Source organism: Microcoleus sp. PH2017_34_RAT_O_A (assembly GCF_020737885.1).
In the GTDB taxonomy this organism is placed as follows: domain Bacteria; phylum Cyanobacteriota; class Cyanobacteriia; order Cyanobacteriales; family Microcoleaceae; genus Microcoleus.
Window position 1 is genome coordinate 21238 of the sequence record NZ_JAEQDD010000045.1, and the last position, 24298, is coordinate 45535.

Annotated in this window: 13 protein-coding genes; 3 read left to right on the top strand and 10 right to left on the bottom strand. The window is 44.0% G+C overall.

The features are described from left to right. Positions 1–69: 69 nt before the first annotated feature. On the bottom strand, positions 70–2295 hold the full coding sequence (locus JGK11_RS16665; RefSeq protein ID WP_293197882.1) for a hypothetical protein: 2226 nt from the start codon (positions 2293–2295) through the stop codon (positions 70–72). A 526-nt stretch (positions 2296–2821) separates the two neighbouring features. Between JGK11_RS16665 and JGK11_RS16670 the strand changes: the two genes are divergently transcribed. Continuing rightward, complete coding sequence (locus JGK11_RS16670) at positions 2822–4333, top strand: FAD-dependent oxidoreductase (protein ID WP_293192354.1); 1512 nt, start codon at positions 2822–2824, stop codon at positions 4331–4333. A gap of 242 nt (positions 4334–4575) precedes the next feature. Here the strand turns inward: JGK11_RS16670 and JGK11_RS16675 are convergent, their stop codons facing one another. Continuing rightward, positions 4576–4986 carry a peptide chain release factor 1 gene (locus tag JGK11_RS16675; RefSeq protein ID WP_293178309.1) on the bottom strand — a complete coding sequence of 137 codons (411 nt, stop codon included), beginning with the start codon at positions 4984–4986 and terminating at the stop codon, positions 4576–4578. 165 nt (positions 4987–5151) lie between these two features. Here JGK11_RS16675 and JGK11_RS16680 point away from each other — a divergent pair, with 165 nt between their 5' ends. Continuing rightward, positions 5152–5358 carry a hypothetical protein gene (locus tag JGK11_RS16680; RefSeq protein ID WP_293143836.1) on the top strand — a complete coding sequence of 69 codons (207 nt, stop codon included), beginning with the start codon at positions 5152–5154 and terminating at the stop codon, positions 5356–5358. 172 nt (positions 5359–5530) lie between these two features. On the opposite strand, the gene JGK11_RS16685 is transcribed toward JGK11_RS16680, so the two are convergent. The 5 genes from JGK11_RS16685 to JGK11_RS16705 form a co-directional block, all read right to left on the bottom strand. Further along, the gene (locus JGK11_RS16685) at positions 5531–7027 is read right to left on the bottom strand and encodes a response regulator (RefSeq protein WP_293192360.1); all 1497 of its coding nucleotides are present in this window, start codon (positions 7025–7027) and stop codon (positions 5531–5533) included. 4 nt (positions 7028–7031) lie between these two features. Next, positions 7032–13292 (bottom strand): hybrid sensor histidine kinase/response regulator, encoded by a 6261-nt coding sequence (locus tag JGK11_RS16690; RefSeq protein ID WP_293212308.1) that lies wholly within the window; start codon positions 13290–13292, stop codon positions 7032–7034. Positions 13293–13642: 350 nt separating this feature from the next. Then, positions 13643–14521 (bottom strand): sugar ABC transporter permease, encoded by an 879-nt coding sequence (locus tag JGK11_RS16695; protein ID WP_293178318.1) that lies wholly within the window; start codon positions 14519–14521, stop codon positions 13643–13645. 281 nt (positions 14522–14802) lie between these two features. Further along, a complete protein-coding gene (locus JGK11_RS16700; RefSeq protein WP_293207195.1) occupies positions 14803–16266 on the bottom strand; it encodes a CIA30 family protein in 1464 nt (487 codons plus the stop codon). A 344-nt stretch (positions 16267–16610) separates the two neighbouring features. After that, positions 16611–19160, bottom strand: a complete 2550-nt coding sequence (locus tag JGK11_RS16705; RefSeq protein WP_293178324.1) for an ATP-binding protein — start codon at positions 19158–19160, stop codon at positions 16611–16613. Positions 19161–19646: 486 nt separating this feature from the next. Between JGK11_RS16705 and JGK11_RS16710 the strand changes: the two genes are divergently transcribed. Further along, positions 19647–20042: a hypothetical protein gene (locus JGK11_RS16710; protein ID WP_293178327.1), complete on the top strand. Its 396-nt coding sequence runs from the start codon at positions 19647–19649 to the stop codon at positions 20040–20042. A gap of 166 nt (positions 20043–20208) precedes the next feature. On the opposite strand, the gene JGK11_RS16715 is transcribed toward JGK11_RS16710, so the two are convergent. The 3 genes from JGK11_RS16715 to JGK11_RS16725 form a co-directional block, all read right to left on the bottom strand. Then, complete coding sequence (locus JGK11_RS16715; RefSeq protein ID WP_293178330.1) at positions 20209–21063, bottom strand: Hpt domain-containing protein; 855 nt, start codon at positions 21061–21063, stop codon at positions 20209–20211. A 944-nt stretch (positions 21064–22007) separates the two neighbouring features. Continuing rightward, positions 22008–22553, bottom strand: a complete 546-nt coding sequence (locus tag JGK11_RS16720) for a hypothetical protein (RefSeq protein ID WP_293178333.1) — start codon at positions 22551–22553, stop codon at positions 22008–22010. 306 nt (positions 22554–22859) lie between these two features. Then, positions 22860–23774, bottom strand: a complete 915-nt coding sequence (locus JGK11_RS16725) for a DMT family transporter (RefSeq protein ID WP_293212309.1) — start codon at positions 23772–23774, stop codon at positions 22860–22862. Positions 23775–24298 lie beyond the last annotated feature (524 nt).

A 24298-nucleotide genomic window follows, 5' to 3' on the forward strand; every position in this document is an offset into this window, starting at 1 on the left:
CCAACAACTTACCTTATCTTTTTGAACACCTTTATATCTGCGTGTTTCTCGGTTATCGTAAAACCCACCCTACGGTTTCTTCGTCCCCAAATTATCAGCAGCAGCCACCAAATAATGAGCAACCTGCATCAAACCGTCGGAACTTTCTTGCAACCCACTGCACACTTTCGCCATCGAAGTATCTGCTTCTTCAAAAAACTTGTGCTGCGATGAAGTAGTTCTTTCCAAATAGCCAACTAATTGATTGTTGCCCAACTCCAGCGCGCGATCGAACTGATTTGTCATGTTTTGATAGGCACTTTCTACCCGCCGCACTTGTTCTTGTTCTGCTTGCAAAGCTGCATTTAATTGATTCACCAAATTTGTATAGGTAGTTTGCAATCTTTCTCCTTCTGTATTGAACTGATTTGCCATTTTTTCATAAACGCTTTCTACCCGCAGCACTTCTTGTCCGGTTATCTTTGCTAATTCCTGCAACTGTGCCAAACGCTGGCTGGAATTCAAGCCTACAGAATTAGCAAACTGACTGACTTCTGCGGCTGTTGTCAAAATTTGGCTCATACTTTGGTCAACTTGCTGCGACATCAATTTGCGTTTTTCTGATTCTTCTTGAAAAACTTTCTGCAAGCCGAGTACAACCTGTGCTAAACCTTTTTGCTGTTTGCCTAATGTTCCTTCGAGTAAATTGTTTTGTTGGGTAAAGAATTGCTGGAGAGAGGCTTGATACGTTACCCGGAAGTTGTCTAATTCTTCCTGGACTGTGACGCGGGTGTTTTGCAGCATTGAGTCAACATTCTGCAAGCTACCTACCAGATTTTCTCTGGCTTTATCCATCAATCCCGAAGCTTCGTCGCCTACTACTTTGAGCGTGTCAGACTGAGTTTGAAAAGCGGAGTGGGTGGCATTTAAAATATTTGTCATCCGGGTTTCGACACCTTGCAGCATTTCTCTTTCTTGTTCGGCTTGAGTGTGGAGAGATTCTTGCAAGTTATCTTGGATTCCTCTAAAGGTGTTGGCGGCTTCTTGGGCGCTTTCTTGAAAGGCTGTTCTTTGCGCTTTCATCCCTTCAATGCTTTCTCCAACTCCCGATCGTATTTCGGTGGCCATTTCTTGCAAAACGCTGTGGGTGTCGGTTTGAAACTGTCCTAAAATTTGCTGCAAGTTGTTGGCAAATTCTTGCAACTGTACTAATGTATCTTGCTGGAAAGTTTGAATTGTCAGGATTGATTGTGCTAAACTAGAAGAGATTCCGCCTAATTCGTTCTTCAGTTCTCTGACAGCTTCGGATGCTTCTTGAGTTAATTGGGCACTTTGATCTAATCGCCCAACTACGGGTTCAATTACTTCGGTGCGGAGGCCGGAAAGTAGGTTGTTTAATATCTGTTCCCCTTGGTCTGATTTAATCTGTTGAAGTGCTGATAATTCTTGGCGGATGTCTTGGAAAACTGGGGTCATTGCTACACCGATTTGCTGTCCGATCGCCTGGGAGTTCACATTGCTTTGCGCCTCGACGATTTGAGCAAATCCGGTTCTCATTGTCTCGATCGCCAATTCGATCGCACTTTCAGCATCGCCACCGCTGGAATTGGCGCGGGAAAACAGTTGTTCGGGGGTTTGTAATTTCGCGATTTTATCTAATTTGGCGCGCAAATTGGATTGATTAGCAACGCGCGCGCGATCGCCCCAAGCCAACACGATCGTAAATACGCTAGAAGAACCCAAACCCATTAGAGAAGTGGAAAACGCTGTTTTCATCCCCTCCAGCAACGTGCTAATCGAGGGTAGCAATTGTTTGGTATCTTCCAGCGAACCCAAGTTAACATCCTGCAATCCGGTTTGAATGCCGTAAAATGTACCTAAAACCCCGAGGGCTACTAAGACGCTGGGCACAAACCGCCACTGACTCCGAGGTGCCGATCGCCCTAAAATGGCCGGATACTGAAATAAGAGAAACCGCCCGGATTTTACCTGAGCCCTGTAAGCCTCGCCGTCTGCGATTGTGTCGCCCGCCAAGTGCTCGCTAAACCAGTCGAGGAGAAGTTTCCAAGAGTCTGTTGCTGTTTCCGGTTGCTGTAGATCGATCGCCCCTGATGTACCGCTTTCTAACTTCGAGCTCAAATAAGTGACAGCCTCAGAAGTCGATCGGCTTTTGACGCCCACATAACGCTGGTACTGCTTCACAGAAGTGTACTCGCCCCAAACAGCCGCGCACAGCAAAATTAGCGCCGCCCAGTGAAAAATGCTATTCTGCCAAATTACCCCAAAAACAGCAGTCAAATAATTAATCAATTGCATATTGACAACCCGTTCTGTTTGTGTATTTTACTCTAATCTTAATTCTGGTAAAAACTTACCTTAACGTTTTAATATAACAGCTATCGCCTTCAACAGTTGACAGTTGACAGTTGATAGTTGACAGTTTGAGAGCGACCTCTATTTAGAAGGAAGAGGATTGGAGTAATCAATAGTCTGATTTTAATTTCTCCCGATCGGCGAGAGCCTTTCAACCAATTCTTTCTGGTAAAAAAACCTCGTCTAACCTTCTGATAATCGAGTTCATATGGCGCTTATAAAATGAGCTTAGTCAAGCGCGACCAATTCCCGATTACCAGACAGACCTCATCTAAATTAGTGAAGCTATATAGCGGTTCTCAAAAAAGTGAGGTATCCCCAATGCCCAATGCCCTGTTTGGCCAATGCCCTGTTTGGCCAATGCCCTGTTTGGCCAATTCCCATGAGTACCTCATCTTTCTGAGAAAGGTTATATCTCGCTTTATTTTATCAATTATGTCATCATAAATAAAGAATCAAGAGGTACGCAATGTCAGCAGAATCGCCAACCCCAAAAATAGTCGTAGTCGGTGCCGGATGGGCCGGTTTAGGCGCCACCTATCACCTAGCCCAACAAGGATATGACGTAACTTTGTTAGAAGCAGGGCCTCAGCCAGGAGGCTTAGTTGCGGGGTGGAAAACCCCAGGCGGGCGTTCCGTAGAAGCAGGCATTCACGGCTTCTGGTATCCCTACAAAAACATCTTTTCATTAGTCAAGGAATTAGGACTCGATCCCTTCACGCCTTGGACTCGTTCTTGTCAGTATTCCCCCGCCGGATTGGAAGTTGAATCTCCCATTTTTCAGGACGAACCCAGACTTCCCACACCGTTAGGAACATTCTTGTACACGCGATTTAAAAGACTGCCATTAGTCGATCGCCTTTCAGCCTTACCCTTACTCTATGCCGTACTAGATTTCGACAATTCCGACGAAGCTTGGCAGCGGTACGATCGCGTTACAGCCCGCGAATTGTTCAAACAGTTTGGCGTATCTGCAAGGCTGTACCGCGATGCTTTTGAGCCGATGTTATTAGTAGGATTATTTGCACCAGGAGAACAGTGTTCAGCCGCCGCAGCTTTGGGAATGCTGTATTATTTCATTTTAGCACACCAAGCAGATTTTGATGTAGTTTGGTGTCGCGGCACTGTCGGAGAAAAAATCTTTCGTCCCTGGGTAGAACGCCTAGAAAAAATCGGCGCCCAAGTATTGACAAAACGGCGAGTTACTGATGTCATAGTTGACAGCAACAATCAAGCCAAGGGAGTTGTCTGCGGCGACGAAACCTTCGATGCAGATGCAGTTATTTTTGCAGTTGGCGTTACCGGAATGCAAAAAATTATCAGCAGCAGCCCCGCTTTGCAAACCCGCCAAGAGTTTCGGGACGTGATGAACTTGGGCGCTGTTGACGTGTTAGCTGTTCGCCTGTGGTTTGACAGAAAAATTGAGATTCCGCTGCCTTCAAATGCCTGTTTTGGATTTAGTTCGACTACGGGATGGACGTTTTTTGATTTGAATGCTTTGCACGACGAATTCCGCTCCGAACCGGGAACAGTTGTGGAAGCTGATTTTTATCATGCCAATCAATTAATTCCCCTGAAAGATGAGGAAATAGTTGCTCTTGTTCAGCGGGATTTGGCGACTTGTATTCCGGCTTTTCGGGAGGCTAAAGTAATCGACAGCAGCGCGATTCGTTTATCGCGCGCGGTGACGCATTTTGCACCGGGAAGTTATCAGTATTTGTTGCCTGCGGTCACAAGTTATGATAATGTATTTATGAGCGGCGATTGGGTTGTGACCCGTCACGGTTCTTGGTCGCAGGAAAAGGCTTATGTTACTGGTTTGGAGGCGGCAAATTTCGTAGTTTCGCGTTTCGGAATCGGCAACAAAGCGACAATTATTCCGGTGGAGGCTGACGAACCGCACATTCAAATCGGCAGACAGATTAATCAGTTTGCTCGCAGTTTGACTAAAGCTGTTATTCCCGATTTTTGGCTGCCCTAATTAGAAGGAAGAGGGAAGAGGAAATGTATTGCTTTAACTAAGTAGGACTTATGCACGGGTGGCGAGAAACCGGGTTTTTCATCAAAATAGTTGATTGAAACTGTCAATGTGGGTGAAAAAGTAACTAATCGTAGGGTGCGTCAGGGCAAAAAATATTAATTTATACTCAAGACATTCAACCCTGAAGCACCCTACAATCACTGTCAACTGTCAACTGTCAACTGTCAACTGTCAACTGACTATTACCAATAAGGCCGACCCTTCCAAAAAACTCCCACGGTAATTCCTATTAGTGCAGCTTCCGATAAACTTGCTAAAAAAGCAGGTATGGGCAGGAATGACTTTAATACCAAACCCAAGATTACGCACAAAACTAAAACCCACAAATTAGTCCGGTTGAGCAAAAATTGCTGCTGCCAATACTCCAAAAAGTACACTGCTAAAGCTCCCATTCCCACGGCTGTAACAAAAGGTATCAATATTCCGAGGGAGGAGCCGTAGAGAAGTGTCAGAATGTTGCGGATTACCCGCGATTGCGTGAAACCCCAGGCTAAAAATAGTTCCAGTCCAATCACGATGGAGTTGACGAGGGCGGCAATTTGCAGCATTTCTCGCCAGGGGAAAAGTTTTAAGCGGCGCAGAAAATTGCTCATAATCGGCAAATTTGGTAGGTTGCTTTGATTTTATAACAGTTTTGCGCTGGCGATCGACATTTGATGCCAGTTTGTAAAGTAAAATGAACATAGAGGGCAGTCTCTTGACAAATTCACCCAGAGCATCTGCCTGCTAGTTGTTGGAACCGTGAAAGGAAAAAAGTTATGGTGGAGAACACTGTCGATTGTGCTGTAGCTTGCGTCAACGGCTGCGTTTTGGGCGACAAGTGCCCGAAGCGGGAATACGCAGAAGCAACTTCAAGCTTTATTGAAAATACTTCTCTCGACAAAATGCTAGAAATGGCAGAGGAAGCGGTGAGAAGGAAACGGACGGAACCTCCCAAATGGGTAATCCCTGATTTTCCCGAATAGAATTACCCATTTGGGAAACAGCATCGCCCTTTCAAATGGGCGATGCTTTTTGTTTTTGGGAGTATCTCATTAAATGCCGGATTTATACGTTAATTTTTTACAGTCTTAGACGGATTTTTTCGCTCACAAACCTGCTTTTTTTATGGCTTCTGGGGCGCCCCAAGGGCAATGATTAGCGGTCTACTATTTTGGAACCGGAGGTCGCCATTTCTCGCACTTTTTGTCGAATTGGAAGCTCGATCGCAAATTCGGTTCCTTGGCCTGGTGTCGAACAACAGCGCAAACTGCCACCGTGCTTTTCTGTGACAATGTGCCAGCTAATTGACAGGCCGATTCCCGTACCTTTTCCCACAGGCTTTGTTGTAAAAAATGGGTCAAAAATACGATCGCACAAATCCTCACTGATTCCCGGCCCGCTGTCAGCAATTTTAATAATTGCCGTGTTCGGGTTGTGGACTTTCGTACAAATCCGAATCTGGTAGGGATTTATTTTAATTTCTTCCATAGTTTTTTCAGCGCATGATTCTTCTATCGCATCGATGGCATTAGCTAAAATATTCATAAATACCTGATTGATCTCCCCGCCGCAGCACTCTACATTTTTCAAATCGGTATCGTACTCCTTAATCACCTGAATCGCGGGACGGTTCGCCTTAAATTTCAGCCGATTTTGCAAAATCATCAGCGTGCTGTCAATACCTTGATGAATATCAATCAGCTCCATTTCTCGCCCTTCTTGTCGCGAAAAATACCGTAGAGACAGAATTATATCCCGAATGCGATCGCCACCTAGCCGCATCGAGTCTAGCATTTTCAGCAAATCATCCTTGATGAATTCAATCTCTACCGCTTCTGCTGTTGATGTTATTTCCGCTGCGGGTTCGGGATAGTGCTGCTGGTAAAGATTGAGTACCTTGAGCAAATCTTCAGTATAATCGCGAACGTAATTGAGATTGCCGCAGATAAAATTTACCGGATTGTTAATTTCGTGAGCAATTCCCGCCACCATTTGCCCCAAAGCAGACATTTTTTCGCTCTGAATTAACAACGACTGGGCGTGCTGGAGCTTGTGCAGGGACTGCTGTAAATTCTCCTGTGTTTGCTGTCTCTGGTTCACCTCTTCCTGTAGCCGCTCGTTGGTTTGACAAAGTTCCACAGTGCGCGACTCTACCCGTTTTTCCAACTCGGCAGCCAGTTGTTCCAGGTTAATTTGAGCTTGTTTGCGATCGACAATTTCACGCTGCATCTGGGCATTTTGCTCCTGAAGTTTTTGAGTCAGCTTGCGGATGCTCAAATGCGCTTTAGCCCGAGCTAAGACTTCTTGATTTTGAATCGGCTTAGTAACGTAATCAACAGCTCCCAAATTAAATCCTTTTACCTTATCTTCCGTCTCATCCAGCGCTGTCATGAAAATCACCGGAATCTCCTTTGTCAAATCGCCAGCCTTCAAAAGCCGGCAAGTTTCAAACCCATCAATTCCCGGCATTAATACGTCCAGCAATATCAAATCTGGCAGCGAGTATTCAGCTTTTTTGATAGCGCTCTCTCCCGTCCTTGCCACCAACACTTTAAACCCCGATTCCGTCAAAAAATCAAACAGCACTGCCAAATTATTTTGGTTATCATCGACGATCAAGATAACGCTCTCTTGCCAAGGTAAGATGCTCATGTTTTCAATGCTTCCTATATTGTTCTACGAATTCTAAAATCTTTGCTTCTTCAAAATTTTTAGCTAATTGATTCAGATGGCTGGCAAAAGAGACATATTTTGCATTAATTTTGGCCAATTTTTCTGCTTGTTTTTGAATTCCTCCTAAGTCACCCATCATTGCTAATTCAAAAAGTACAGCTATTTCCTCTGCCGGAGGAGGGATAATTTTTTCATCTGGAATTTTAGATTGGTTGTCGGAATCTTCAGATTCATAATTTTCGTCTTCCAAATTCTCATAAATCCATTCTAACTCTAAATGAACTTGCAAGCAATTTAAAAGTTCCTCAGCCCGGATCGGCTTGGGGAGAAAAGCATTGCATCCTGCTGCTAAACTTCCCTGCTTTTCCACTGCCATAATACTAGCAGAAGTGCCGATCGCGACCACATTTTTAAAGAGCGGCAACTTGCGAATTTGCCGCATCGCTTCAAATCCGTCCATCACCGGCATTACCAAATCAATCAAGATACAATCCGGTTGAAATTCCAGGGCTTTATTCAAACAATCTTGACCGTCTGTAGCCTCAATTATTTCAAAACCCAACGGTTCGAGCAGGTGAATTAAAACCGAGCGATTTTCCCACTGATCGTCAACCACCAGAAGTTTTTTGTTAGTACCCTTGAAACCTTTGATAAATTTTTGGGAATACTTTTTATTTATTTCTGGGCTGTCAACTGCTAGCAAATCTAACTCAAACCAGAAAATGCTACCTCTGCCTAAAGTGCTTTCTACTTGTAATTCGCTGCCCATAATCTCGACTAATTCCCGGCTGATTGCTAATCCCAATCCGGTTCCTTCGGTATGGCGGCGGGTATTGCCCACCTGTTCAAAAGGTGTAAATATCTTTGGCAATTCATCAGCAGCGATCCCAATTCCTGTATCTTCAACCTGAAACCGAATCCTCAGGTTCGTAGTAAGGACTTCAGTCCGGGTTCCATCAAGGTTCGTAGTGAGGACTTCAGTCCTATTTTCATCGCTTACACAATCCACTACTGAAACCTTAAATGTTACCCCACCCCTTTCAGTAAACTTAACAGCATTACCAATTAAATTAATCAATATTTGGCGCAACTTCTTTTCATCTGCCGAGATTGCACTGGGGAAATACGAAAGATATTCGCAATTAAAAGCTATGTTTTTTTGACTTGCCCGAATGCTACAAATAGCATTAATGCCTTGAATGAAATCGGGAAAATCAAAGTCTGTGGCCACGAGTTCCATTCTCCTTGCCTCGATTTTAGAAAGGTCTAAAATATCCTCTATCAAAGCGAGCAAGTGTTCGCCACAGCGGTGAATAACGCCAATTCCATTCTGTTGTTGCGAGGTCAAATGTTTGTCGCGCTTAAAGATTTGAGTGTAACCTAAAATGCCGTTGAGGGGTGTTCGCAATTCGTGGCTCATGTTAGCTAAAAATTCGCTTTTGGCGTGGCTGGCATCTCGGGCGGCGGCTTCGGCTTTTTGGCGTTCTTTAATTTCTTCGGAAAGTAGCGAGTTTTTTTCGTGTAATTCTTGGGTGCGTTCTTTTACTTTTGCTTCTAGGGTAAAGTTGTATTCTGCGAGTTGTTTGTTGGCAGTTTCTAAGTTTGTGTAAAGACGGGCATTTTCGAGGGCGATCGCAGCTTGGGAAGAAAGCAGCTTCAATACTTCCAAGCGATCGCCTGTAAAAGCGCCGGTTGTCAAATTGTTTTCCAAATACAGGATCGCGGTTAATTTGCCTTGATAGACGATCGCCGCGCATAACACCGATTTTGGCTGGCGATCGACGATGTAGGGGTCATTGTGGAAAATAGCGTCGCTGCTGGCGTCATTCAACACGACATCTTGCTGAGTGCGATCGACAAAATTGATTAGCGATCGCGGATACGCACAATCCAAGCCCGCGCCCGAGAGCACCCGCACATCGCCGCCAACCTCTCCCGCAGCTTCAATGACAAATTCACCGTTTTTTGGTGCGATCAAAAACCCAGTTTGGGCCCCCGCATTTTCCAACAAAATCCGCATCAATTTGTCCAGCAAAGCATCGAGGACAATTTCGCCGGAGATAGCCAGAGATGCTTTCATGACGGTAGCGAAATCCAAAGCTTTGTGAGTACCGGTAACGGTTGCAGAAGTTACAGTCACAGTCGGGCGATCGCTAATTGTGAGACTATCACTTTCCGGCATCCGTACAATCAACTGCGGATAGCGTTTCTCCAAATCTGCAACTTTAGCATTCGCACCCCAACGGATGTAACCGTAGTAAGCATCCGTCATGTAAACCTTAGCCACCTTCTGGCGCCCCACAAACAGGTAAAACTCAGCAGCTAATTCATTCGCCAAAGCCTCTTCCTGAATGTATCCCTGTTCGCGGGAATGTTGGATTGCGCGATCGTAAAATGCGATCGCCCGGTCTTTTTCTCCCAACACCCGCGCTTTCTCAGCCTCAACCAACTCATATTTATGCTGATAATTCATCGGTGCGTGAAAAGCCCAATCCTGCATTTTTTTCTGATTTGCTTCCACCTGTTCCAAATACTGTGCTTGTTGTTCAGTATCCGCAGTTGGATATACAGCTAATAAAGCCAGCGAATAGTAAAAATTGTGTATGGCAACATACATCAACCCCATTATTGATTTAATGTATTCTAATGCTTCCGATAAGTTGGCAATAGCCCCTGCACCATCTTTCAATAAATAGAGCAAAATTCCTTTAGCTATATACAAATGAAAAAGCGTCCAACCATTTTTGGCAGCTTGCGACTGCGCCAGCAAAGTTACTTCATCAATTGCCTCTCCGATCAACCGATACTTGTCAGTTACTAAGCCTTGCAAATTTAAATTTAGTTGCCTTTCTACATTTATTTCCAGTGCAATATATGGATTGCCAATTTCTTGGCTCAAATTTACGTATAATAATTGCTTGTCAAACAACGATTCTAGTTGCCCCCCAGTCAAAAATAGGTAAATGCAATAATTACTAACACAATAACCAACATAGACTAGATAACCAAACTCAATTCCATTTTGCAGCGCATCTTGCAACGGTGTCAAACTTTCTCTGGCGTGTTCTTTCCACGGTCTAATAAAAGAGTTAAACATATTGTAGACTGGGCATATAAGTTCCTTTGCCTCGAATTTATCTAACAATTTTACAGCCACTTTCCCTGAGTGATATCCTTTTTCAATTTCTCCAATTGTACAAAGTAAAGTGCCGTAAAAAACATAGGATAAAGCAGCGATAGCTGAATAACCTTGTTGATTGCAGAGATTAACTTGGCAGACAACTATTTCAAAGCCAATCTCTGGATCTACACCTAAAGCGGGAATAGTAATAGATTGAAGTAACTTTATTACTGCTATCAGCTCCGGATCGGTCATTCTTGGCAATTTTTCTAAGTCTTCAAACTTAGGTAGTATCACCTGATTTTTAGCCAAACTCTGGAGCCTTGAAAGAGAGAGACCCATCATCTCCAAAGCTTGCAATCCAGTATCCAAAGCTCTCGGCATCTGGAAGGTGTTTACATACATTTGGATTTTAATCTCATATATCTTTATCGCATCTAGCTGAGTAGTAGCTTGCTGCAAGATTAACTCGCCCAGAATTTCGGCTTGCTGTAAATTGGTATTCAGATATTCCGCTTCCATTGCCTCTGTATGGAGAGCCAGGGTCAAGTTATAATGACTCTGCCAACTTGACATGACCTCACTTTCTTTCTCACCTGGGCGAAACACAGAATTGAGGAGTTGTATCCCCAGATTAAAATACCTGAGAGCAGGTTCAAAAGCTGCTGCCGCCTTCGCTTTTTGACCTGCGATGAGATTGAGTTCAGCTAACTCGCATCTTTCTTGTTCCGAAGTCAGTAAATCGATTCCGAAATTCAGTTGATTTACCAAAGCAAAAATATTGTTTTTCCGCGCTTCTGGTGCAGTATTTTGCAGCAGCAACTGACCGATTTTTAGGTGAGTCTCTTTTTTCTGCTCTTCAGGAATCAAAGAATAAGCTGCTTGCTGCACTCTGTCGTGCAAAAACTTGTAGTCAACCTTCACATCTTGCAGCCCAGCCAGCCCTGTTTCTAATCCTTCAAAAACCAGTGGAATTTTGTAATCGTTGCTCAGCGGCAAAACTAGACCCGCCTGAAGAGCATCCCAGAGGTTTAATGCTGTTTCTTTTTGAGATTTTTCGCTGACAATTGAGAGAACTTCTAACTTAAACTGGTTGCCAATACAGGCAGCTAATTTTAATGCTGACTGCGCCGAGACAGGCAACTTCCGAATATTTCGAGCGATTAACTCTACGACATTGCAGTCAGTAATCCCAATAGCTTGGATGTGTCCGAGATCCCACTGCCACGTACTGGATGGAAAATCGTAAACTAACAGATTTTCTTGATAAAGAGTTCTGAGTAACTGAGTTAGAAAGAAGGGATTGCCTTGGGTTTTGTTGAAAAGTAGCTCGGCGAAAAGTTGAATCTTTTCCGAGATTCGGATTTTCAAAGTTTCGGATATTAAGAGTTGAACATGACTCAACTCTAAGGGAGCGAGAACAATATTGCTGACTCTTTCGGGAATTCCTGCCCCAGCTTTTTGGATATTTTCGATGGTTTGAATTAGCGGATGGGTGGCGCTGACTTCGTTATCTCGATAGGCTCCAATTAGCAACAAATATTTGCTGTCTGAATCTGTCACCAGCAGTTCAATCAATTTCAGCGACGCCGAATCTGCCCACTGCAAATCGTCGAGAAAAACTACTAGCGGGTGTTCTTTTGCGGTAAACACGTTAATGAATTGTTTAAACACTCGATTAAATCGGTTTTGCGATTCTGTCGGCCCCAATTGCGGGACTTCCGGCTGTTTCCCGATAATTAGTTCGACTTCGGGAATCACGTCTGTGACAACTTGCCCGCTGGTTCCCAAAGCGGCAAGCAATTTTTGTTTCCAAGTCTGGATAGATGCTGTGCTTTCTGTTAGCAACTGCCGAATTAATGACTGGAATGCTTGAATCACGGAAGCGTAGGGAATATTGCGTTTGAATTGGTCAAATTTGCCACCAATAAAATATCCGCGCTGTCGGACAATTGGTTTTTGAACTTCATTGACTAAGCAGGATTTGCCGATGCCGGAGTAACCGGAAACGAGGATCATTTCGACTCCCCCTGTTTTGCTTGTTAAGGAGGATGAAGAACTTTCAATAAGCCCTCCCTTAACAAGGGGGGGTTGGGGGGGTTCTCCGGTGCTTTGGGAAAGCTCCGAAAGCCCCCCCTTAGCAAGGGGGGGTTGGGGGGGTTCTACACCGCTAATTCGCTCAAAAGCACTGAGTAAAGCGGCGACTTCGGCTTCTCTACCGTATAGTTTTTGGGGGATGAGGAGTTGACCGGCCCGATCGGCATTTCCGGCAGTAAAATCAGATATATTGCCACCAGCTTGCAGTTGCGCCAGACAAGTTTCGAGATCAAACCTCAGCCCGTCGGCACTTTGATACCTATCTTCCGCCGTCTTCTCCAACAACTTCATCACGATCGCAGAGATTGCTTCGGGAATTTCCGGCTTCAAACTGTGGGGCGCGGGTGCGATTCTAGCGATGTGACAGTGAACTAATTCTAAAGGGTCGATCGCATTAAACGGCAATTCACCAGTCAGCATCTCGTAAAAAGTGACACCTAACGAGTAAAAATCGCTGCGATAGTCGATCGCCCGATTCATTCTACCAGTTTGTTCCGGCGAAATATAAGCTAACGTACCTTCGAGCAAATTGGGATAGCTGGGACTTGCGTTTTCTCTAACCAAGCGCGAGGAGATGCTGAAGTCAGTAATTTTGACCTGATAGGTTTCGGGATGGATAATGATATTGTGCGGTTTAATATCTTTGTGAATTATTTGATTTTGATGAATTTCACCCAAACTTTGAGCTAGCTGCACGGCTATTTCGAGAAAATGTTTTAATTTAATTTTTTGAGTAGTTAGAAGTTTTGACAAAGCCAAGCCACCAAAGTCTTCTAATGTGAGTGCTACACTATTTTGATGCGTTTCTAGGCGGTATGAATTAACAATAGTTTCTATATTTCTTAGATTTTTTCGGATTTTATATTCGTGTCTCAAGCGAGTAATCTCTTCGAGAGTTGGATACTCGCTTTTCAGGGTTTTGACTATGACGGGTAGGTTTTCTTGTTCCCAGATTCCCCGATAGATCGCAGTATTGATACCAGAATAAATTTGTTCCGTGATTTGATAGCCTGTTAGTAAAATCATAGTTTAATCAATTTGAATTTAAAGGGTTGACTGCAAATTTACCCGAGTTGTGCTGTGGGCGGAAGTCGATCGCCCGTGTTAGAGGGGTGATGGCACAGGTTGGGTGAAACAGATTCCGAGGCATAATCAACATTAGTGCAAAGATCGCAGCTTTGGCATTGGCTATTTGGCTTAATCTTTAAGTCGATCGCACTTACGTATTCTTACTGATTAATACGTATTCTTACTGATTAAATTGTGTTTAATATAACATTTGCCGCGCCAAGGGTTTTAACAGCCTTCTTATCTTCTTCTCTCTTTCCTCTGTCAAGTCAACTGTCAACTGTCAACTGTCAACTGTCAACTGTCAACTAATCATTGCGAGTCAAACCCTGAAGGCTAACTTGCAAAACCGACAAACCCAAAATCAGCAAAAACAAAACTAGGGCGATCGTACAAGCATAACCAATTTCCAAATCCTTAAAAGCCCGTTCGTAAAGATAATAAACAACAGTCTTAGAACTATTGCGAGGGCCGCCCTGAGTCATAATATAAACTTCTTCAAAAACCTTAGTAGCAGAAATCGCCGAAATCACCGCCACCAAAACCAAATAAGGCTTCATCAGCGGCACAGTAATATCCCAGTGTTTCCGCAAACCTTCCGAACCATCAATCGCAGCGGCTTCATAAAGTTCTGCCGGAATAGATTGCAGCCCAGCTAAATAAATCACCATGTAATAACCTAAGCCTTTCCAGACAGTAACTGCCATCACGCTAAAAATTGCCACCTTCGGATTGGCCAGCCAAGAAACCGGAGGTAAACCCAACAATTCTCCGAACTGATTCAGCAATCCCGTCTCAGCAAACAGCCACTTCCAAGCAATCCCCGCGACAACCATCGAAATCACCGCCGGCGTGTAATATGCTGCGCGGAACCAGTTCATCCCCCGCAGCTTTTGATTGCACAAAATTGCCATTCCCAACGGTATAACAACCAATACAGGCACAACACAGATGAGATACAGCAGCGTATTGGTCAAAGTTTGCCAAAAAGTGCGATCGCGCCACAACCGCTCAAAATTCTTCAAACCCACCCACTGCGGCATTTGAGTTAAATCATATTCGTAACTCGTAAAACTCAAATAAAAAGCTTGTAAAGCAGGCCACAAAACAGTCAAAGTCAAAACAAACAAAGCCGGAAACAAAAACAAATAAGGCGTTGAATAGCGGCGGAAAAAATTCAAAGGCATAATAATTGGTAATTAGTCTTGGTTAATAATAAGACGGCGGTTGAAACCGCGTCTATACAAACGATGTCAGCCGGACGCCGACTGAAGAAAACAACATAATTCCATTCGCCGTCCGATCTTTTTCTTCAACCCGCGGAGGCGGGTTTTGTCTGTGTAGACGCGAATTCGATTCGCCGTCTTCGATTCGCCGTCTTCGATTCGCCGTCTTCGATTCGCCGTCTTCGATTCGCCGTCTTCGATTCGCCGTCTTCGATTCGCCGTCTGCACCCTACAAACAATACCTATTTAAGCCCAGAAAACAAACCCTCCCAATCTCTCGGAGAACCAGGATTTTCCCCCTCTTTTACCTCAAAAGTCACCTTACAAGCCTGCGGTTGTTCCAAAGCTTGCACGCACAATTCCGCAATATCTTCCCGACTAACTTTACCCCGAATATTATCTCCTTGCTCGAAGATCAAAGCTTTGCCGCCCGGTTCCTCAGTCAAAGCACAAGGTCTGACAACAGTATAAGGTATGCCGCTCGATCGCACGCAATCCTCTCCTTTCAACTTCCAAGTCAAAATTCCCCCCAACATATCATTCATTCTGACAGCCGGCGGTTCATCTTCCAAGATAAGTCCTGGGCGGCCCGGGCGAGTAACTCCCGCCGAACTCACCATCACAAATCGCGGCAAAGTCTGGCCGCCATCAGCTTTAATAGATTCTAATTCCAGTTGAAAAACACCCGGTGTAAATTTCGGATTCAGCGCGCCGTCATATTCAAACTTGCTCAGCATTAACTGAAAAGAATAAATGCTGCTGGGATCGAATTTCGCGCCATCTTTCACAGTCTTCGCGCGGAATACTGGAATTAACTTATCGAAGGGAACTACGATCGTAATCCAGGTATTGTACACAGTATCGAACGAATAGCAATAGCCGATACCATCCCATTTAGCCTCGCTACGCACGATCAACTTGTAGCGCTTACCATCCCCTTTGACCCGGAGCAGGAGGCCGCTGAATCCTGCGAGATTGACCGGAGGATCGAAGTTGCGGGTGCGGACAGAAGCAAAGCCACCTGAGTTGGCAGTGGAAACATTGCCCGTGAATATAGCTGTACTGTCTGTAAGTACGATCGAACTTTCGCTAGTCCCGCCCATCACAACATCATCGAGAGCGCCCCAAGTTTCCTTTAAATCTTGGGTAGGTTTTGTGAAATCAAAAATGACTTTTTCGCCTGATTTAATGAGCTGACTGCGAACAGCTTGCACTAAATTATTCAGGCCTTTGTATTCGACAATTTCGGGAACATCCACAACTTCCGGCATATAAAACTTGATGCCTTGATAGTATTTTTCCCTGGTTGGCGTGTCTCCTTCTACAGGTTGAACTTTGGTACCCGTGCAGCAGATAACTGCATCTACGCCCTCAGTGACGCGCGGTGTTAGCGTCTCAGCGATAGTGATATCTCCCTCGACTAATTCGACATTTTTGCCAAGAATTTCGGTTGCTCTTTTGGTATCTCTGACGAGACAGCGGACTTGATATCCCCGCTGTTGCAGCCGCTTGACAACTCGCTTCCCGACGCCACCTGTCGCACCGGCTACCAGTATTAGTTTGGGTTGGTCTTTTTTATTGTTGCTGCTGCTTCCGAACAGTTGTTGCAGCCAGCTAATGCTGCCAATGAAGGGAATCACGCCAAAATAAGCCAAGGTTTTGACAAATCTGCCGGCATCCCATTGGGCGGTATTTTTTTCAGTCACAGTCGCTTCCTCAGAGTTGGCTCAAATCTACTTATAGCAGTTGACAGTTGACAGTTGACAGTTGACAGTTATGGTATCCGAATCTAACCGTTTATAAAGCAAGGATTTTAGACTCTATTGATGAGTTCTTGAATGTCCTAACCAATGTGGCGGTTGCTATAGCTGCTTTTGTATTTTAATCTAATTTTCGATTTGTGCATTTTGTCGATAAGCGCACTTTTTTTCACTTCACCGAATAGCAGGGGTTGGAAGTCCCAGCATGAAGGCAGATTATTATAAGAACGGAGTTTAAATCTCCGTTCTTATCGCTTCGCTGTCAACTGTCAACTGTCAACTGTCAACTGTCAACTGTTTAAAATCGGTTTGAGATGAGTTTGGCTCAAGGGAATCTCAATAATCAACTCGGTTCCCTCTCCGGGGGCTGAAATACAGCTCAATTTGCCGCCGTGTTGTTCCACCACAATTTCGCTGCCAATCGCCAAACCTATCCCCGCACCTTTCCCTACCGGTTTTGTGGTAAAAAACGGCTCAAATATTTTCTGTCTAACTGTTTCTTCCATACCCCAAGCATTGTCCTTAATCCGAACTGCTACGGCTGTTTCTCCCGGACAAACTTCAGTCACGATCCGAATTTGTCCGCTCTTGGCTGTCTCTGCTTCGTGCCAAGAGTGCGGCGATAAATTTTTGTTGACAAAGGCATCTTCTAAAGCATCAAGTGCATTTGTCAGCACATTCATAAATACTTGGTTGATTTGAACTGGGTAACACTCAACCAACGGTAGAGAGCCATATTCTTTGTTGAGATGAATTGCAGGGCGATGGTACTGCGTACCTGCTACGCTAACGGGCTTCGGTTTGAATCGGTTGCTCAAAATCAGCAAAGCACTGTCCAATCCGTCGTGAATGTCAACTTCTTTAATCTCTGCTTCGTCAATTCTAGAGAAATTTCGCAGCGACTGAACTATCTCGCGGATGCGGTTAGCTCCTACTTTCATTGAACCCAGCAACCTCGGCAAGTCTTCAACTATAAACTCTAATTCTGCTCCTTCTATTTCTGCTTGAATTTCTGGCGAAGGCGACGGATAGTGCTGCTCGTAAAGCTGCAATAAATCGATCATTTTTTGACTGTATTCGTCGGCATAGTTAAGATTTCCGTATATGAAGTTAATCGGGTTAGTCACTTCATAGGCTACCGCCGCCACCAACTGTCCCAAACTTGACATTCTTTCGCTTTGCACCAATTGAGTTTGCGTTCGCTGAAGCTCGTACATCGCTGTTTTTAAATGCTCGCTTTTTTCGCGTTCTCTGGCGATTGAGGCTTCTAGTGCTCTATTTAATTTTTCGAGTTTTTTGGTTTGGCGCAGCACTATATTGATTATTGCTTTTTTTAGTTCCAATGCAGCGTCTATTTCGCATTGCTTCCACGGCAAAGATTTGCACCTCACATTTTCTTTCCACAGCTCGAAGGATTTCCTAGGAGACAGTCTGTGGCTGCCATCTTCATCTATTAGAACTGCTTTGTTGGGGTTCCCTGCCCAATTTACGGTCTTAATTACTTCCGGGCGAAACCACAAGACGTATATTTTCTGACTCGGCGATATTGCTATTGCCAAACACCCGCTAGCCGTGTTTTTAAATTCCTCAGCTTCTGGATAGCATTTAGTCAGCGAGTCTGTATAAAAAATTTCTTTTTTTAGGCTGTTTTGCACCCACTGAGTTAAGGATTTAAGCGCTTCTCCGTGAGGTGTTTCCCCGACTCGATAGCAATTTTCTCCAAATACTATTGATGCTCCCTGGGCGTTGACTGCTTCCAGCAAATTATGCTGGCATTTAACTAACACTTCTGACAAGTTTTCGGAGGTAGATATGTCTTCAAAAATCTGGGCTTGAATAGATTTTAAGTGTAGTTTGTAGTCGTAGTCTTCGTTGGCTTCTTTTGATTGCAATTCTAAGGACATTACTTGCCCGATAAACTCGCAAGCGGCTCGCACTTCATGGTTGAGGTATTTTGGTGTATAGTTATGGCCAACAATCAATCCCCACAGTTGTTGATCTTTGATTAAAGAGATTGATAAAGTAGCGGCAACGCCCATATTTTGCAGGTATTCTATGTGAATGGGAGACACGCTTCTCAACACGCTGAGACTGAGGTCTAGGGACTGCTTCGTAACAGAATTTTTTTCGGGAATGATGCGAACTGGTTGATAATTAATATCTGGTATTAACCTCAACCAATTTAACAAATACAGTTTTTTGGCTTGTTTGGGAATATCTGATTTGGGGTAGTTTAAGCCCAGGAATGGACTCAGGTTTTCTAGTTTGTCTTCAGCCATTATAGCACCGTTACCTTCTGCGTCAAATTGATAGGTCATAACTCTATCAAATCCCGAAATCTTCCGGATTTCTCCCACAGTCTGCTGACATAATTCTTTGAGATTTTTGGCGCTTTGAATTTGGCTGACTGTGGATCTGACTGAATGATAAAAGCTAAAAACGGAAAGATTTTCTGTGGTGGTTGCTAATTCTAGCTCAATTATCAAAATTCCTTGTTGTCGGTGGAGGATGCAGTCAAATTCTAAAAACTTGTCTGCTTTGTTGACAGAGAGTTTAATGGGATTGACGGTTTTTAAGTTTTCGTTCTGCAAACAGGAATTGAGTTTTTCTAACTGAACTCTATCGAAGAATAAGCTCAAATCTTGACCGATCGCACTTTTGGCATCGACTCCCAATAAATCTTGCGTATTTTCACTGACTTGCAGTATTTCTAGTTGAGGTTCTCGTACAACCACGAGAATCCCGTGAGGCTGAATGTGCCCCGATATGTGAATGGGTTCTGTGTCGCAGTTTGTCAAGTCAACTTCTGCGAGTGCTGGGATTGTGCTTTGTCGATCCATTGTCTCTATTTTCCGCTGTAAAATTTCGAGAGGGTTCTATCGATTTTAGATTTGATCTCAAATTTGCTTTTCAATAATCTCATATTGTTCGATCGCATAATGGCCTGATCCCTTGACCGACACTAACAAGGCATTATCCGAAAATCAGCGAATCGAAAATGATGGAGTCGAAAATTAGCCTACCGTTGTGTTGCTGCTAGACTGGCGCGAGCATTCTGGTTTTTTTTACGAACTGAGCTATTCTATTCGAGCGATCCCCGATATTAATTATCGCAGCAATTGTTCCCATTCTTCAAGTCGTTTTAATGTTTTTCCACAATTTTAATATTTGTGGTAATATTTTACCATCATAAAAAAGGGGAGATAAATGTGTCTTCAGACCGGCCGACTAACGAAAAGATTAAGTTAAGGTAAGGGTGACAAGACTTGAAAGTAAAGTCGCGTTAAGCTTTTGAAGTATATCCAACAGGCCCGACAATTATACTGATGCTCGACTTCAATACAGTTACTGAGTTTTCTCATACCCACTGCATAGCTATCTGTGCCTTTTTAGTTCCGGCAAACTTGCTGACTACTTTGCAGACAGGGATTTTGACAGGACTAAACCGACCTCGAATGCAAGTTTGGGCGTCTGTGGCTGTGGCCAGCCTTTGGGCTACAGCAATGATCTTTCACGTTTTTACCTGGTTCGCGATCGGAGTAGTAATGCCTCCGACATACATCTTGTTAGCTATGGCGATCGCTTGTCTGGCTATCAATATCTGGGCAGTGGGACATCCTGCGAGCATGATGCAATTAATTAGAGTTGCGGTATCAGCTTTTAGGGAAGTTTTAGAAGAAGGAAGAAGGAAGAAGTCAAGCGTGAAGTCGGAAGTTCGGTAACGGATTTTCTAACGGGTGTAACGAATAAAATTTTAGCGATCTAGGAAATAAGGAAGCAGAAAGAAATTGGCATCTGGCCGTCTGAAAGATGTCTGGGAGAATATTAGTTTTTACTAATCTGTTCCCTCGTTCCACCTATTAGTTCTGAGTCGTGATTTTATAACCCTTATTCCGGTTCGCGATCGCGACAGTCTTCATCTTCCGGGCCGCGGGGATGGATCGTGCAGTTGAGCAGGTGCCCGCCATCGCTTCTGCCATAATAGTAGCGACATCCCGTGCAAATTGCCGGAGGTTCGATCGCACTTTGGTAAACCGGATAATCCATAGCCAGCAGTGAGAAGTCGCGCTGCGTCTGAACAGTCCCGATAATAGCGCCTGAAAGTTCCACAGCTTGGCGGATGTTTTCGATCCTGGTGTAAGGTGGCAGGTAAATGTCAATATAAAGGCGTATGCCATCGCCTTCGTACTCCTGGCGGGTAATATTGCCTCCGAGCAAACCGACGCGCGACGTAATGGCGGAGGAAAATTCCCCAGCCAAGGTGCAGTAACCGCAGAAAAGGTGAATGTGTTCGTCGGTTACTGCTCTCACACTCAGGCGAGTAGGAATCAGCACTCTCAGGTAAGCGTCGAGCTCGTCAAAAATCGGTTCGGCGAGGGACAGCATCTGGTTTGCGTCTTCGTGGTTGAGCCCAAAACCCTTAGAAACCTTGGAGACGAGGGCTGCTAAAATATCAAAAACTTGGGTTAACAGCGATTGCAGCCTGCTATCAATGGCGATCGGACATTCTCTGAGCAGTTTTAAATAATCTTCCAAACGATGGGCTACGCGCTGAATGCTGCTAAATCCCAACATAGCTGCTCCCCCTTTAACTGAGTGCGAGGCTCGGATGAGCTGGTGTATCCTTTGGGGAGTTTGCACGGTGTTTTGCAGGCCCTGCAAGCCTTGTTCCATGATTTGAAGGTGTTCTGTGGCTTCTTCTAGAAAGTAGCCGATGATGCGCTGTAGTTGTTCTGGTAGCATAATATTATTCTCCGAAAGGCACCCTAATTGCAGAAAACAGAAAGCAGAAAGTAAAAATGCTGATATTTTTTACTTTTGAGTCAATATTTAACCCAGAGGTGATATAAAACCGGCGTTGCACGGGACACAATACCGCAGTGCGAGCGAAAAGCGCTAGACTCGGAAAGTTAGGATGCCGATGCAAGTGGAAACCAGATTATTTGTCCTTGATATCTATCCTGCCTCACAATAACGGCGGTGGCAAATATCGAACCAAAGAGGCTTCTGATTGCCCACATTTTTTAACGTGCTAATTTTCTCAACAAGCAAATTCCGCAACTCCGATTCTATCGTTGTTGATGGTTGGTTATTATCAATAGCTCTTGACTAATGACAACAAATTGACGATCGAATACCAAGAATTTCTGCATGTGGTACCCGCCACGTGATTTATCCGTGGAATCAATCCCAAATCGAAAATCTAAAATCCTCTCTTCCCCCGAATTTATCCGTGGGGTTAATCTAAAATCTAAATCTAAAATCTAAAATCTAAAATCTAAAATCTAAAATCTAAAATCTAAAATCTAAAATCTAAAATCTAAAATCTAAAATCTAAAATCTAAAATCGATTGACTCTCGGTGCGTAAGTTCTAGGAATATGTCATTTAACAGTGTAAAGGTGATTTTTTGAGAAGTTTAACTTTTAATTTAATAGATATCTTCAATAACGATTATTGTAGGGTAGGCATGGAGCCTGCCCGAGAGTTTCTGTTTTGGAGAAGTCTATGACAATCGCTTGCGAGTTTGAACAAGCGATCGCCCTTTTTGGCACGAGATATATAGTTTGACTGCGTAAGTCCCGATCGCATTAGGATCGCGAATTAAATAATTAAATAATTTACACAAGTTTGTGGGATGGGTTCTGGGCCCATCCCACAACAACCATAAAAATGGTACCTTTTTTCCTATTTAGCGACTGTTGCACCGACTTTGGCTGCGATCGCAGCTAAAGCCTTGCCGTTGCCTTGTAGAAGCGTGTTATTTTTCTGCACCATGCTGCCACTCAGTTCTGGGGGAGCGGGCAGTTTAACGCCTAATTTTTCAGCGATCGCGCGGACAATTTGTCTATTACCCAACAATAATTTGTGGTTTTCTGTCGCTAAGTCACCGCTCCCTGGGCCTGCTACGCTGGGTACAGTTGCGCCTACTTTGGTAGCGATACTGGTAAAAATAGCTCTGTTTTGCAAGATTAGCTGTTGGTTAACTTGCAAAGGATTGCTACCCGATGGTGCTGCGTCCTTGCTAGCTGCTGCGCCTACTTTAGCAGCAATATTCTTAGCTGTTTGACCATTTTTCACTAGCAAATCCCGATTTTGCTGTATGAGTGTTTGTTCGTTGGCTTGGGTAATAATTGTATTGTTAATAGTAGGTGGTTGAACTAATTGACCAGAGCTTCCCAATAATCCAGATGCCAATAAAGTAGCAGTGAAACCAACAATTAATTTAGACATTTTTTCTTTCCTCGATATGTTTTTTTTGACAAGCAGTTTTTTTACTGCGTCATCTACCAAAAGAAACATATCAAGACTTTTTTGAGCAGTTTGTCACGAATGTTACATTTTGTAACAAACTTATGCAAAAAGTGCAACGTCTAATTGCAATTTTTACAATTACAGACAGAAAGTAGGTTTTTATAGCAGTTGACAGTTGATAGTTGACAGTTGACAGTTGACAGTTGACAGTTGACAGTTGACGGTTGACGGTTGACGGTTGATCGGCGAAGATATTTGCTATCTTTTTTGCTTTTAACTTATTCACTAGGATTTTTGGGTTCCGAAAGTGGCGGCGGCTACACCGAAGAGGAGTACCGCAGCACCTGCGAGTACGGCTGGCGCAGGCATTTCGCCGAACACCAAATAACCCAAACAACTCGCCCCAACGGGTTCAAACAAGATGGCAAGAGTTACCAGAGTTGGGGAAATTTGCGCTACAGCCCAGTTTAAAATGGTGTGACCTACTAATTGAGGCAAGGCGGCGGTTAATAAAATGTAAAAATATACGATGTTTGGATAACCGGTATAACTGGTACCGAAGGCGAGGGGTAGAGGTAGCAGGACGATCGCAGCAACAGTATAGGCGATCGCGATATAACCGCCAATTCCCAATCCCCGCCGTTGAGCTTCCCGGCCTAGCAACAGATACAAACTGACAGCCCAGGAACCCGTCAGAGCAAGGATATCGCCGAATAATTGAGTGTTGCCGCCCTTGGCTGCGCCTGTGCTTCCGAGGGCGATCGCCATTCCGCCAGCAAGCGCTATAGTAATGCCTGCGATCGACATTTTGCTGAGTTTTTCGCCAAACCAGAAGCGGGATAACAGCGCTACCCAGACGGGATTTGTGGTGACGAGGGCTGTGGAAGCTGCGATCGAAGTATAAGACAGTGAGGTAATCCAGAGAGCAAAGTGCAGGGCGAGACACAAACCAGCCGCCGCAGCATAGCGCCGAGCTCCGGGTTGTAGGGTTTTCCACTGAATTTTCGGCCAAGCTGGAAGCAGAATTAAGGCGGATAAAGTCAAGCGAGAAGCGGCGAGTACGAGGCTGAAACCGAGGCCGCCCGCGCCTGCTTTCAGGTTGGCTAGCCGGATTAAGATTGAGGCGGTTGAGACTGCTAATACGCCGATCGTTAAGATAAGGGCGATCGACCAATTCGACGGTTTTTGCGGAATATTCATTTAAATTTCCATGAGATTATTTATTTTGAGAGCGCCCCAAGCAGTCTATGGTGTCGTTGCGGGCGATCGTATTTTGACAAAAATAATCTTTATTAACTCAAAATCATGAATTTAATCAACTAGATTGATTAAATTTATAAATATACTTTAAAAATATAGCCCTTCTCAGATAGGTGAGGTACGTTGTTGGGCTTCAGCCCTCTTGGTTTAAGCGGTTATATAAGCTGTCAATAAATGCTATAGCTGATTTTATCATCTTAAATACAACATTTTATCCGCAAAGTATTAGACATATTATAAAAATATCTAGAAACTGGCAAGATGCCAGTTCCACAGAAAAAGATATTTTTGTAAAAGATATTTTTGTAAAAGATATTTTTGTGGAATGGGCATCTTGCCCGTTCCAAAATTTGATTATAAAAACTTTTCCAAGATATATATTTGATAGTTTCAAACTAGATAAATCAGAATTAGCGCGAGTAATTAGTAAAAATTTATCTGAAATTTTTTATCAGAGAGCGCAC

What these genes read in the sequence shown, in the direction of transcription:
- JGK11_RS16665 (WP_293197882.1), bottom strand. Translation starts at nt 2,295, where the DNA reads ATGCAATTGATTAATTATTTGACTGCTGTTTTTGGGGTAATTTGGCAG.
- JGK11_RS16670 (WP_293192354.1), top strand. Translation starts at nt 2,822, where the DNA reads ATGTCAGCAGAATCGCCAACCCCAAAAATAGTCGTAGTCGGTGCCGGA.
- JGK11_RS16675 (WP_293178309.1), bottom strand. Translation starts at nt 4,986, where the DNA reads ATGAGCAATTTTCTGCGCCGCTTAAAACTTTTCCCCTGGCGAGAAATG.
- JGK11_RS16680 (WP_293143836.1), top strand. Translation starts at nt 5,152, where the DNA reads ATGGTGGAGAACACTGTCGATTGTGCTGTAGCTTGCGTCAACGGCTGC.
- JGK11_RS16685 (WP_293192360.1), bottom strand. Translation starts at nt 7,027, where the DNA reads ATGAGCATCTTACCTTGGCAAGAGAGCGTTATCTTGATCGTCGATGAT.
- JGK11_RS16690 (WP_293212308.1), bottom strand. Translation starts at nt 13,292, where the DNA reads ATGATTTTACTAACAGGCTATCAAATCACGGAACAAATTTATTCTGGT.
- JGK11_RS16695 (WP_293178318.1), bottom strand. Translation starts at nt 14,521, where the DNA reads ATGCCTTTGAATTTTTTCCGCCGCTATTCAACGCCTTATTTGTTTTTG.
- JGK11_RS16705 (WP_293178324.1), bottom strand. Translation starts at nt 19,160, where the DNA reads ATGGATCGACAAAGCACAATCCCAGCACTCGCAGAAGTTGACTTGACA.
- JGK11_RS16710 (WP_293178327.1), top strand. Translation starts at nt 19,647, where the DNA reads ATGCTCGACTTCAATACAGTTACTGAGTTTTCTCATACCCACTGCATA.
- JGK11_RS16715 (WP_293178330.1), bottom strand. Translation starts at nt 21,063, where the DNA reads ATGCTACCAGAACAACTACAGCGCATCATCGGCTACTTTCTAGAAGAA.
- JGK11_RS16720 (WP_293178333.1), bottom strand. Translation starts at nt 22,553, where the DNA reads ATGTCTAAATTAATTGTTGGTTTCACTGCTACTTTATTGGCATCTGGA.
- JGK11_RS16725 (WP_293212309.1), bottom strand. Translation starts at nt 23,774, where the DNA reads ATGAATATTCCGCAAAAACCGTCGAATTGGTCGATCGCCCTTATCTTA.